This window comes from Brucella sp. (assembly GCF_032066345.1).
Lineage (GTDB): Bacteria > Pseudomonadota > Alphaproteobacteria > Rhizobiales > Rhizobiaceae > Brucella > Brucella pseudogrignonensis.
The window spans coordinates 1-12,563 of record NZ_DAMBKZ010000014.1 but is presented as its reverse complement, the minus strand read 5'-3'; the positions used below and the strand labels follow the sequence as shown (position 1 = coordinate 12,563).

Sequence of the window (12,563 nt, the reverse complement as noted above, 5' to 3'; positions counted from 1 at the left end):
CTGTACCAAATGAGGAGCCTCCGACGATCATGCGTGATCTGACAACCGGTCCCCGCGTGCTGCTGAAGCGGTTGCGCGAATTGATGGCGGAACCATTGGAGCCGCAGGAACGCCTTGACCGGATCGTCCGTGAAATCGCGCAAAATATGGTCGCGGAAGTTTGCTCCTTCTACATTCTTCGTGCTGATGGCGTGCTTGAACTTTACGCGACCGAGGGTCTTAATCCACAGTCTGTTCACCTGGCCCAGCTGCGTCTGGGGCAAGGCCTCGTCGGTACGATTGCCGCGAGCGCACGCCCTTTGAACCTGACCGATGCGCAAAGCCATCCAGCCTTCGCCTATCTGCCTGAAACGGGTGAAGAAGCCTATAATTCATTCCTCGGTGTTCCTGTTCTTCGCGCTGGCCGCACTTTGGGCGTTCTTGTTGTCCAGAATCAGACCAAGCGGGCATATCGCGAAGACGAGGTTGAAGCACTTGAGACGACAGCAATGGTTCTTGCCGAGATTATCGCCACTGGCGATGGTCTTCGTCTGGCCCGTCCGGGTATCGAACTGGATCTCGGCCGTCCGATGAGTGTCACAGGCAATGCGCTCAATGACGGCATCGGCCTTGGTCATGTCGTGCTGCATGAGCCGCGCATCGTTGTCACCAACCTCTTCAATGAAGACAGTCAGGCTGAACTGACCCGGCTGGAAACGGCGCTCGGATCTCTGCGCATTTCCATTGACGACATGCTTTCGCGCCGTGATGTGGCTGTGGAAGGCGAGCACCGCGAAGTGCTCGAAGCCTATCGCATGTTCGCACATGATCGTGGTTGGGTGCGTCGTCTGGAAGAAGCTATCCATAACGGTTTGACGGCGGAAGCTGCGGTTGAGAAGGTGCAGAGCGACACGCGTGCGCGCATGGTGCATCTGACCGATCCTTACATGCGTGAACGCCTGTCTGACTTCGATGATCTGGCTAACCGTCTGCTGCGTCAGCTGATGGGGCGCGATGTGAAGACTATCGCCGAATCACTGGCCAAGGATGCCATTATCGTAGCCCGCACCATGGGTGCTGCCGAACTGCTCGACTACCCGCGTGAGCGCTTGCGTGGTGTGGTTCTGGAAGATGGTGCAGCCACCAGCCATGTGGTTATCGTTGCGCGCGCAATGGGTATTCCCGTGGTTGGACAGGCCAAGGGCGCCGTTTCCATGGCGGAAAACAATGATGCCGCTATCGTCGATGGTGATGAGGGTATTGTGCATCTGCGTCCACAGTCGGATGTGGAAACCGCTTATGCAGAAAAAGTCCGCTTCCGGGCGCGTCGTCAGGCCCATTATCGCGAATTGCGCGATAAGCCTGCGCTGACCAAGGATAGTGTTGAAATCGGCTTGCTTATGAATGCAGGGCTTCTGGTTGATTTGCCGCAGCTTGCTGCATCAGGTGCTGCTGGCATTGGTCTCTTCCGCACTGAATTGCAGTTCATGGTGGCGTCGACCTTCCCGCGTGCAGAACAGCAGGAACGTCTTTATCGCTCTGTGATCGAGGCTGCTGGCAATAAGCCTGTCACCTTCCGCACGCTCGATATTGGTGGCGACAAGGTTCTTCCTTATTTCCGCACCATGGGTCAGGAAGAAAATCCGGCTCTTGGCTGGCGCGCGATCCGTCTGACGTTGGATCGGCCTGGTTTGCTGCGTACCCAGCTGCGCGCGCTTTTGAAAGCGGCCGGTGGCCGTGAGCTTAAGCTTATGCTGCCGATGGTAACGGAAGTGAGCGAAGTCAAAGCTGCACGTGAGATCATTGATCGCGAAGTGCGTCATCTTTCGCGCTTTGCGCATACGTTGCCGCTCAATCTCAAGCTCGGCGCGATGATCGAAGTGCCTGCGCTTTTGTGGCAGCTCGACGAGCTGATGTCGCTTGTTGATTTTGTCTCAGTTGGCTCAAACGATCTGTTCCAGTTCCTGATGGCGGTTGATCGTGGAAATTCGCTGATTTCTGGCCGTTTCGATCAGTTGTCGCCTGCATTCCTGCGCACGCTGCGTCACATTGTGGCTGCTGGCAATCGGCATGGAAAATCGGTGACATTGTGCGGTGAAATGGCCGGGCGTCCATTGACTGCAATGGCACTGATCGGCCTCGGCTTCCGCTCGATTTCGATGTCGGCTGCGAGCATTGGTCCGGTCAAGGCGATGCTGGCAGCACTTGATGCAGGCAAGCTCAATGCCTTGTTAAATGAGAAGCTCGACAAGCCAAATGGCGCACATTCGCTGCGCGAATTGCTGCTTCAATTTGCCGAAGACAACGATATTCCGCTATAGCGTAGAAAATTGCATGAAATGTTTGGGTGCCGTGCCTTGTGCGTGGCGCTCAATACTGCTTATTCGCGCTGCTATTAAAGTTTTCAGGATATACCAATGATCGCATTGCCACAGGACCGAATGGACCAGCTTTTGAAGCGGTTCTCGATGATTGAAAGCCAGATGGCGAACAATCCGGATTCGGAAACCTACGTGAAGCTTGCTTCGGAATATTCCGAACTTCAGGACGTTGTCGGAAAAATCCGGGAACTGACCGATGCGCGTAATGAAGCGCGTGATCTGGCTGCGATGCGCGATGATGCTTCAACCGACGCTGAAATGCGCGCACTTGCTGTCGAAGAATTGCCTGACGTTGAAAAGCGCATTGAAGGTCTTGAGCAGGAAGTCCAGATTCTGCTTCTGCCCAAAGATGCAGCTGATGAGAAGAATGCGATCCTTGAAATCCGTGCTGGTACGGGCGGGTTAGAAGCGGCTCTCTTTGCAGGCGATCTTTTCCGCATGTATGAGCGGTTTGCGTCGGAAAAAGGCTGGCGCGTCGAGCTGGTCTCTTCGAGTGAGGGCGATGCCGGCGGCTACAAGGAAATCATCGCGACCGTTTCGGGCAAGGGTGTTTTCTCCAAGTTGAAGTTCGAATCAGGCGTGCATCGCGTGCAGCGTGTACCGGAAACCGAAGCGGGTGGTCGTATTCATACCTCAGCGGCAACGGTTGCCGTGCTTCCCGAAGCCGAAGACATCGATATTGAAATCCGCAACGAAGATATCCGCATTGATACGATGCGTGCTTCAGGCGCGGGTGGTCAGCACGTCAACACGACTGACTCGGCAGTGCGTATCACGCATATTCCAACGGGCATCATGGTCGTGCAGGCGGAAAAATCGCAGCACCAGAACCGTGCGCGCGCCATGCAGATCCTGCGCGCGCGTCTTTATGATATGGAACGCCAGAAGGCTGAAAGCGAACGTTCTGAATCACGCCGCAGCCAGGTTGGTTCCGGTGATCGCTCAGAGCGTATACGCACCTATAATTTTCCACAGGGCCGCGTGACTGACCATCGTATCAACCTGACGCTTTATAAGCTTGATCGGGTGATGATGGGCGAGCTTGATGAGCTGGTCGATGCGCTGATTTCAGATCATCAGACCGCACTTCTGATGGAACTGGGCGAAAACGCGTGAGTGGCGAGCGCCTCGATCAGCTGATGGCTCAAGCCCGCACACGGCTGCGGGAAGGGGCCGTTGACACACCCGATCTTGATGCGCAATTGCTTGTTGAATGGGCGACCGGTGCAACGCGGCTTGATCTGATTTCATGGCCGGAAAAGCTTATCGATGAAGATAAGGTTGCTCAATTAAACGAAGCGCTGCAGCGCCGCATAGCGGGTGAGCCGGTGCATCGCATTATCGGAATGCGCGAGTTTTATGGTCTGCCATTCCGGCTTTCACCAGAAACGCTTGAACCGCGCCCCGATACAGAAGCACTTGTCGAACTGGTTTCGCCTTATCTCGACAAGCTGATTGAGCAGCATGGTCAGGCACTGCTGCTTGATATGGGCACCGGAACAGGTGCGATCGCGATTTCGCTGTTGCATAAGTTTGAGAAACTCAACGGTATTGGGCTTGATGTCGCTGATGGCGCACTGGCAATGGCGCGGATCAATGCGGTGGCGAATGGTGTGAGCCACAGGTTTGCGGCGCTCAAAAGTGACTGGTTCGCAAATGTGAGCGGCAAGTTTCATCTCATTGTCTCAAACCCGCCCTATATTCCAAGCAGGGATATCGAAGATCTTTCGCGGGAAGTGCGAGAGCATGATCCGATGGCGGCCCTTGATGGCGGCGACGACGGACTTAATTTTTATCGCGCTCTTGCAAGTGAGGCTCGCGCATACCTATATAATGATGGAATGATTGCCGTCGAAATTGGCGCAGGCCAATTTGACGATGTGAGCGCCATTTTTGAAAGCGCTGATTTCCATCTGACCAATGTTGCAAGTGATCTCGGTGGCCATAGAAGGGCCATGGTTTTCATACATAAAGCTGCTGCGGGTATTTGACGGACTGAGTGCTAAAAAACGCTCGATGACCTCAAAAAAGCGCTTGGAATTTGCGGCGAAGCCGTTTAGTTTCCAGCCACCGTATAGAGCCAGAATGGTTTTGCCCGCTTGAGGGCGGTGGCGGAAATGCTCCATGACGAATTTAGGTCATGCTCCCGTGAGGGTTTTTCTCATGGGATGGTTTGTACGGAAGTGCACGACTTTCAAAAATAATTCCGAAGAGTTTGTCTTTTCGGGTAGGTCTTGCAAATGCCAATCCGAAAGGTTCGTGTTGTCTTTCTGACAGTACGGAACTCAGAACCATTCGATGTGTGGGAAGTTTTAGGGTGTGCTTCCTCCATGGCTCGATAATGCGACGCCGGTGGCTTTAGGCTACGGGAATTTGACGCCCTTTAATCTGAAAAGAGAAGACGATGAGGCCAGCACAGCAGAACAGGCGCATGCGCGGACGGGGGAATAACAATAATAACAACAATAACCGCAAGGGCCCCAATCCTCTGTCGCGTAATTATGAAAGCAATGGTCCGGACGTAAAGATCCGCGGCAATGCTCAACATATTGCAGAAAAATATACGACACTGGCTCGCGACGCGCAGGCGTCTGGCGATCGTGTCATGGCTGAAAATTATCTTCAGCACGCAGAACATTACAACCGGATCATCATGGCTGCCATGGCGCAGCAGAATATCCCGTATCAGCGCGAAGAAAGCTTCGACAGCGATGGTGGTGATGAGGATGAAGGCGGCTTCGTGCCTGCTGCTCCGGTGCATCAGCCTGTCAATGGTTCTGGTCCACAGCCGGTAATCGAAGGCACGCCTGCTGAAGTTGTTTATGGCGAAGAAAGCAATGAGGGTCGTTCAGACAATCGTTCCGACAGTCGCCAGGATAACCGTTCGCAGCCACGCGAAGGCCGTGAAAACCGTGATCGTCGCCTGGGTCGCGGTCGCCGCCCACAGCGCGAACGTTTCAATGCAGATGAATCTTCCGAGCAGCCAGTTGTAGAAGCACCAGTTGCCGCTGTTGCCGACGAACAACCGGTTCCGGCGCCAGTTGCTGAAAAGCCAGCGCGCGCTGAGAAGCCTGCAAAGGTTGCAGAAGAATCAGCACCCGTTGTTGAAAAAGCTGCTCCCGCAGCAGAAGCACCGGTTGAAGCTGCACCTGAAGAGAAGCCAGTCCGCGCTACGCGCCGCCCGGGTCGTCCGCGCCGCGTTCCGAAGGATGAAGTTGCTGAAACAGCGGATTCCGATGCATAATTGCTGAAACAGCAATATGATTGATTTCAAAAAGATGGCGAGGTTTTCCTCGCCATTTTTATTTGTGTTTTAGCTGACTTTCCGGTCTTGCCGAAACCGCTCGATGTTCCCATATGCTTCCTTGGATAAGGAGCCAGCCGAATACGGGGGCTCCGTCACCAGAAGTCTTCCGATGCCAGAATGGGTCGGAGGGAAAAGGAGACATCATGAATATTGAGAAATACACCGAACGGGTTCGGGGATTCATCCAGTCGGCCCAGACATTTGCCCTTTCTTCCAGCAATCAGCAGTTTACGCCTGAACACCTTCTCAAAGTCCTTGTCGATGATGATGAGGGGCTTGTCGCGTCGCTGATCGAGCGTGCCGGCGGCCGCATCTCCGATGTGCGCATAGGTTTGCAGGCAGCTTTGGAAAAACTGCCGAAAGTGACCGGCGGTAACGATCAGCTTTATCTTGCACAGCCATTGGCAAAGGTTTTCACCCTTGCCGAAGAGCTTGCGAGCAAGGCTGGCGACAGCTTTGTCACGGTTGAGCGCCTGCTCACGGCACTTGCAATCGAGAAATCTGCAAAGACGTCTGAAATTCTTGCTGCTGCCGGTGTGACACCGACCGCGCTCAACAAGGTCATCAATGACATGCGTAAAGGCCGCACAGCCGATTCTGCTTCCGCTGAGAGCAATTACGATGCACTCAAGAAATATGCGCGTGATCTGACTGAAGATGCGCGTGCTGGCAAGCTTGATCCGGTCATCGGTCGAGACGAAGAAATTCGTCGCACGATTCAGGTTCTGTCACGCCGCACCAAGAATAATCCGGTGCTGATTGGCGAACCGGGCGTTGGTAAGACCGCAATTGCCGAAGGCTTGGCCCTGCGCATTGTTAATGGCGACGTGCCGGAATCGCTGAAAGACAAGCAGCTGATGGCACTCGATATGGGCGCGCTGATTGCCGGCGCGAAATATCGCGGTGAGTTTGAAGAACGTCTGAAAGCTGTGCTTTCTGAGGTGCAGACGGCCGCTGGCCAGATCATCCTGTTCATCGACGAAATGCATACGCTCGTCGGTGCAGGTAAGTCGGATGGTGCAATGGATGCATCGAACCTGCTCAAGCCTGCGCTGGCTCGCGGTGAGCTGCACTGCGTTGGTGCGACCACACTTGAGGAATATCGCAAATATGTTGAGAAGGACGCGGCCCTTGCACGTCGTTTCCAGCCGGTATTCGTCGATGAGCCAACGGTGGAAGACACGATTTCGATCCTTCGCGGTTTGAAGGAAAAGTATGAGCAGCACCACAAGGTACGGGTTTCCGACTCGGCACTTGTCGCAGCCGCAACTTTGTCTAACCGTTACATCACGGATCGGTTTTTGCCGGATAAGGCGATTGATCTTGTCGATGAGGCCGCATCGCGTCTGCGTATGCAGGTGGATTCGAAGCCTGAAGAGCTCGACGAAATCGACCGCCGCGTGATGCAGCTTAAAATCGAGCGTGAAGCGCTGAAGGTCGAAACCGACACTGCTTCAATTGATCGGCTGCAGCGTCTTGAAAAGGAACTGACTGATCTTGAAGAAGAATCAGCGGAGCTGACGTCGAAATGGCAGGCTGAAAAGCAGAAGTTGGGACTTGCGGCCGACTTGAAGCGTCAGCTTGAAGAAGCACGCAACGCTTTGGCGATTGCACAGCGCGGTGGCGAATTCCAGAAGGCGGGCGAACTTGCCTATGGCACGATCCCGCAGCTCGAAAAGCAGCTTGGTGACGCTGAAAGCAATGAGAACAAAGGCTCGTTGCTTGAGGAAACCGTGACGCCTGACCATGTTGGGCAGATTGTTTCCCGCTGGACCGGTATTCCGGTTGAACGGATGCTGGAAGGCGAGCGCGAAAAACTTCTGCGCATGGAAGACGAACTTGCAAAGCGGGTTGTCGGTCAGGGTGAAGCGGTTCAGGCTGTTTCCAAGGCCGTTCGTCGTGCCCGCGCAGGTCTTCAGGATCCGAACAGGCCAATTGGCTCGTTCATCTTCCTTGGACCAACAGGCGTGGGCAAGACCGAGCTTACCAAGGCGCTGGCTTCGTTCCTGTTCCAGGACGACACGGCAATGGTTCGCATCGATATGTCGGAATTTATGGAGAAACACTCTGTAAGCCGACTGATTGGCGCACCTCCCGGCTATGTCGGCTATGAGGAAGGCGGCGTTCTGACGGAATCCGTGCGGCGCAGGCCATATCAGGTGATCCTGTTCGATGAGATCGAAAAGGCACATCCAGATGTGTTCAACGTGCTGTTGCAGGTTCTCGATGATGGTCGTCTGACCGATGGTCAGGGGCGCACTGTCGATTTCCGCAACACGGTCATCATCATGACCTCGAACCTCGGTGCTGAATATCTCGTCAATCTTGGTGAGAAAGACGATGTCGAAAGCGTTCGTGATGAGGTGATGGGTGTTGTGCGGGCTGCGTTCCGTCCGGAGTTCCTGAACCGCGTTGATGAAATCATCCTGTTCCACAGGCTGCGCCGCGACGACATGGGTTCGATTGTCGATATCCAGATGAAGCGTCTGCAGGCTCTGCTGCATGATCGCAAAATCTCGCTGGAACTTGAAGACGATGCTCGCGAATGGCTGGCAAACAAAGGTTATGATCCGGCTTATGGTGCGCGCCCGTTGAAGCGCGTCATCCAGAAGGAAGTTCAGGACCCGCTGGCCGAACGCATCCTGCTTGGTGATATTCTTGACGGTTCAATCGTCAAGATCTTGCCCGGTTCGGACCGGCTTAACTTTCGCCCTATCCGTGTAATGGGTGAAGGGGAACCGGTGAAGGAAGACGAAAAGGCCTAAGCCTTAAACTCTGTTGTAAAAAGCGCCGCACTCATCCGATTGCGGCGCTTTTTTTCTTTTTGTGCAGAGGCGGCCACTTTCATGGCCATCTTCATGTCCAGTTCATCTGGCATTTGCTGTTATTGAGTAATCAATTGTTAACCATATAGTTGCATCCCTTATCCTAAGGTAATTCAGGGTTTCTTGTATGTCGCATCTCTTACGCATGCTTCGCTTCGGATTGTTTGGTTCTGCAATCATTATTGCAGCAGGCGGTTCTGCCTTTGCGCAAACGCGCGATGCGACGACCAGTATTTCGCAGCCTATGCAACTGGCACAGCTATTCGATTGGGGCCATGAGCGTGGTCGCGACCGGGGAGTGCGCGTTTACACGGATGAATATGGTCGACAGATAACAGTCGATCGTCGCGGACGGGTCCTGCATGTTGAAGACCCTCGCGATTCCGGTCGCTATGCGAGTGGTGGTCAGCAGGATGGCGGCTGGTCCGACGGACCAGTGGGCGGCGGCGCCCCTTATGATGGTTTCGGCAATGTGCCAGAGGACCCAAACTATTATCCGGATGCCCCTTCGGCTCCGGGCTACGACAATAACCGTGACGGACAGGTGCAGCGTTCGGAGCTACCTCCGGCAGGCACCGAATATCCCGATACAGAATCACCGACTGCCAGCATCAATCGCGATCCCGGTTATGAGCAGCCGTCGATGCAGCCTCATGCCGTGCCAAATACGGACGATATGACGCCAGCTATCGAAATGCCGAAAGGGCAGGGCGCAAAGCAGAAAATTGCAGCCTATCAGGTGTTGCTTGATCGGGCAGGTGCATCTCCGGGTGTGATTGATGGTCGTTCGGGCAGCAATGTGGATAAGGCCGCTGCAGCTTATGGCGAGATGACGGGCAAGTTCCTCAATCCAACCGATGAAGCCGGGATCAATGCCGAGCTTGAAGCAACCGGCGGCGCTGCTTTCACCGAATATACGATTACGAACGAAGATGTCGGTCGCCAATATGTGGCATCGATTCCGGACGATTACGCGCATAAAGCGCAGCTTCCCGCCATGGCCTATACGTCTGTGACCGAAATGCTCGGTGAGAAGTTTCACATCGATGAAGCCTATCTCAAAGAAATCAATCCGGGTGTGAACTTCAATCAGCCGGGCTCGGTTGTGAAGGTGCCTAATCTTGGCAAGCCTGTCCGCTCCAAAGTTGCACGTATCATTGCCGATAAGGGCCGCAAGCAGGTTCGTGGCTATGATGAAACCGGCAAGCTTGTCGTTGCCTATCCATCGACGATCGGTTCATCCGATACGCCTTCGCCATCTGGTATTGTTCAGGTTCAGCGCATCGCGATCAATCCCAACTATACCTACAATCCGAAGATCAACTTTAAGCAGGGCAGCAATGATAAAGTGCTGACCATTCCACCTGGTCCAAACGGTCCGGTTGGTACGGTTTGGATCGCACTGTCAAAGCCGACCTATGGTATTCACGGAACGCCTGAGCCTTCGCGGATTGGTAAGACCTCCAGCCATGGCTGTGTGCGCCTGACCAATTGGGATGCGGAAGAGCTGGCAAAGCTGGTGAAAGCGGGCGTAACGGTCGAGTTCACGGAATAACTTTTCGAACACGCAAAACTCCTGATACAAGAAAGCGCGGCGCAGTTTCAAATTGCGTCGCGCTTTTCCGTTGATTTGCGAAAAGTAGCTCAATTTGTAGACGAAGAAAGTGCCTTAGCTCTTCGTCGATCCGCTCGATGCAACCTTTGTATCTGCATCATCATTATTCAGCAGCGTATCGATGCGATCGCGTTCCTGCTTGAAAGCTTCAAGTTCTTTGCCTTGCAGGGCTTTATTATCGGGCAGGCGGATACGAAGCGGGTCAACCTTGGTTCCGTTGACGATCAGCTCATAGTGAAGGTGGGGACCGGTCGACAGTCCGGTCGATCCGACAAAACCGATGACCTGGCCCTGACGAACACGCTGACCGGCGCTCACGCCGCGGGCGATGGCATTCTGGTGGCTGTAGCTGCTGACATACCCATTGGCATGACGAATCAAAGTCTGATTGCCATAGCCGTTTGTCCATCCGGCCTTCTCAACAACGCCATTACCTGACGCAATAATGGGGGTTCCACGCGGTGCTGCCCAATCGACGCCCGTATGCATACGGCTATAACCGAGAATTGGATGGCGCCGCATGCCGAACGGAGAACGGAACACGCCATTAGGAACTGGATTGCGAAGCAGGAACTGCTTTGCGCTCTTACCGTCTTCATTAAAGTAATCAACAGCACCGTCCGGAGCCTGATACCTATAGAACTTGCGCGTTGTCCCGCTGAAGTTTGCAGCCACATAAAGAAGCTGCGACTCACCATCTGGCTTCTCTGGGTCGTCTGGCAACGAGAAGAAGGCGTCGATCTTATCGCTCTGTGAGAGTCGCGCTTGCAGATCGACATCGGTTGCCAACATTTTTACCAGCTGCTCACGCATGGTTTCGGTCATGCCATAAGCGAGCGCTGCACGACTTATGCCGTCATAAACACTCGGCAGATTGCCGCGAATCGCAGCTGGCGGTGCATCGCCGTCAAAAGCGGATGCAAGAAGCGGTGTTTCTTCCGGTTGATCCGACGGCACATATTGCTGTCGATCATTCAATGCGATGGTCACAAGATGCGTGGTGCGATGATAAACGCTAGCACGTACGATACGATCTTCATCATCTCGCGTTTCTGTTCCAATTCGCAGAACGCTGCCTTCTTTTAGGCGAGGCGAATTGAGCAGTTTTGTAAGTGCGCTCGCCATGTTGGTGGCGTCTTCACCTGAATAGCCAGCGCTTTCCAATGCCTGGTCGATTTCCATCGTCTGATGGAAAGGAATCAGTTCTTCGGAAAAGCCGCTGCCGGTTTCTTCGTCGTCGGCACGTTGTGCGACGCTCACATTTTCCTGAGTGATCTTCACGCCAAGAGCAGGGCTCAGTGCAAAAGAAGAATCCGTGCCACCAAAGCGGGCCGGATCCACATAATGCAGTGAGGCAACCTGAACATCGCCATCAGTCAACAGAACGCCTGTGTCGCGTACGACTTTTTCGACCTCATCTACGGTCAAGTCGTTCGATGCATCAAATGCAACGCTGTTTAATGGGAAATCCTCTACGCGTAGGCTGACTTCGCTTTCAACCTTCGCTCCATATATCTGCCCGGTATCGGCTGGTAGCGCCGCTGCCGGGCCTTCCGAGAAGATAGCCATAGCATCAAATGCTGGGTATTTTCGGCTTGTCGGATGGTCTACGGCCAACGTCATACTGACCAGCTCGAAAGGCCGCGTGCGAATGACTTCCCGCTCACCGACTTTTTGCATGGTCGAGAGATCGAAACGGCGACGATCATTGGCCTTCTGCTTTGATATCGTGCTTACAAGTCGAGCGCCCTTTGTGACGCTCGTATCATTGGCGATACCCGGCATGTCATTGCGTGCGAGAATTTCGGGTGGTGTCGCCAATTGTTCGCGACCATCAAGTGCCGCGAACAGCGCGACACCAATAAGCATACAAGATGTAACACCGGTAAGAAACGTACCAGCAAGCCAGCGGGCAGAAACTTCACGCCTATCCGGTGGTCGCCGCCTGCCGCCTACTGTGAGCGGGGGCTCGTCACCCGGATCGAGATTATTCGGCCCCATTTCTTTCATGCTGCTCTTGTAGGCCCTTCTGCAAATCTGGCTGCACTCTATAAAAGGTGCGTGAACATCATTTTTCAGAGAGCAGCAAAGCTGCCGTCCGACGTATGGTGTCTTCCCTTATTATGGAAGTCCCTCAAGCGGGTAACTGAGTTTTGCCTGCCACGACAACGTAAGTCAACGATAAGCGGATCGTCTTTCGTTATTCACAGCGGTTTGCAAGCCAATTTTCAGTTCGCGGGACGCTATTCCAATAATGAGGCCGGTTTGTGGCTCGCCCCTATCTATAAGGAGCAGCGTCAGAGTTCTGTATATAAGCGTATACCGTGGAAAACCTGGCAACTGTGGAAGTCTGTCAAAAAAAATTCAAATTAGACGCAAAAGCCCGTTGACAGTTTTGCTTTGTGGGGTCTATATGGCGCTCACCGAGGGCGGCGATCGTCGCAAGCGACAGAATG

At 54.0% G+C, this 12,563-nt stretch carries 7 protein-coding genes; 6 read left to right on the top strand and 1 reads right to left on the bottom strand.

The features are described 5' to 3' along the window. The first annotated feature begins 29 nt into the window (after positions 1 to 29). The 6 genes from ptsP to RT142_RS16710 all read left to right on the top strand — a co-directional run bounded on the left by ptsP (position 30) and on the right by RT142_RS16710 (position 10,047). A complete protein-coding gene (ptsP, locus tag RT142_RS16735) occupies positions 30 to 2,300 on the top strand; it encodes a phosphoenolpyruvate--protein phosphotransferase (protein WP_112804461.1) in 2,271 nt (756 codons plus the stop codon). Positions 2,301 to 2,396: 96 nt separating this feature from the next. After that, a complete protein-coding gene (gene prfA, locus RT142_RS16730) occupies positions 2,397 to 3,476 on the top strand; it encodes a peptide chain release factor 1 (RefSeq protein ID WP_064322115.1) in 1,080 nt (359 codons plus the stop codon). A 23-nt stretch (positions 3,477 to 3,499) separates the two neighbouring features. After that, the gene (gene prmC, locus RT142_RS16725) at positions 3,500 to 4,351 is read left to right on the top strand and encodes a peptide chain release factor N(5)-glutamine methyltransferase (RefSeq protein ID WP_112804464.1); all 852 of its coding nucleotides are present in this window, start codon (positions 3,500 to 3,502) and stop codon (positions 4,349 to 4,351) included. Positions 4,352 to 4,764: 413 nt separating this feature from the next. Continuing rightward, the gene (locus RT142_RS16720; protein ID WP_039859322.1) at positions 4,765 to 5,604 is read left to right on the top strand and encodes a DUF4167 domain-containing protein; all 840 of its coding nucleotides are present in this window, start codon (positions 4,765 to 4,767) and stop codon (positions 5,602 to 5,604) included. A gap of 206 nt (positions 5,605 to 5,810) precedes the next feature. After that, positions 5,811 to 8,432, top strand: coding sequence for an ATP-dependent chaperone ClpB (gene clpB, locus RT142_RS16715; protein WP_079212353.1), 2,622 nt, complete (start codon positions 5,811 to 5,813; stop codon positions 8,430 to 8,432). A gap of 205 nt (positions 8,433 to 8,637) precedes the next feature. Beyond that, entirely contained in the window at positions 8,638 to 10,047 is a 1,410-nt protein-coding gene (locus RT142_RS16710; RefSeq protein ID WP_409558588.1) for a L,D-transpeptidase, read from the top strand. A 114-nt stretch (positions 10,048 to 10,161) separates the two neighbouring features. On the opposite strand, the gene RT142_RS16705 is transcribed toward RT142_RS16710, so the two are convergent. Continuing rightward, on the bottom strand, positions 10,162 to 12,117 hold the full coding sequence (locus RT142_RS16705) for a M23 family metallopeptidase (protein ID WP_007871964.1): 1,956 nt from the start codon (positions 12,115 to 12,117) through the stop codon (positions 10,162 to 10,164). Positions 12,118 to 12,563: the final 446 nt, after the last annotated feature.

Excerpts from the sequence above, each read along its gene's own strand:
- ptsP (WP_112804461.1), top strand. The coding sequence starts at position 30 with ATGCGTGATCTGACAACCGGTCCCCGCGTGCTGCTGAAGCGGTTGCGC.
- prfA (WP_064322115.1), top strand. The coding sequence starts at position 2,397 with ATGATCGCATTGCCACAGGACCGAATGGACCAGCTTTTGAAGCGGTTC.
- prmC (WP_112804464.1), top strand. The coding sequence starts at position 3,500 with ATGGCTCAAGCCCGCACACGGCTGCGGGAAGGGGCCGTTGACACACCC.
- RT142_RS16720 (WP_039859322.1), top strand. The coding sequence starts at position 4,765 with ATGAGGCCAGCACAGCAGAACAGGCGCATGCGCGGACGGGGGAATAAC.
- clpB (WP_079212353.1), top strand. The coding sequence starts at position 5,811 with ATGAATATTGAGAAATACACCGAACGGGTTCGGGGATTCATCCAGTCG.
- RT142_RS16710 (WP_409558588.1), top strand. The coding sequence starts at position 8,638 with ATGCTTCGCTTCGGATTGTTTGGTTCTGCAATCATTATTGCAGCAGGC.
- RT142_RS16705 (WP_007871964.1), bottom strand. The coding sequence starts at position 12,117 with ATGAAAGAAATGGGGCCGAATAATCTCGATCCGGGTGACGAGCCCCCG.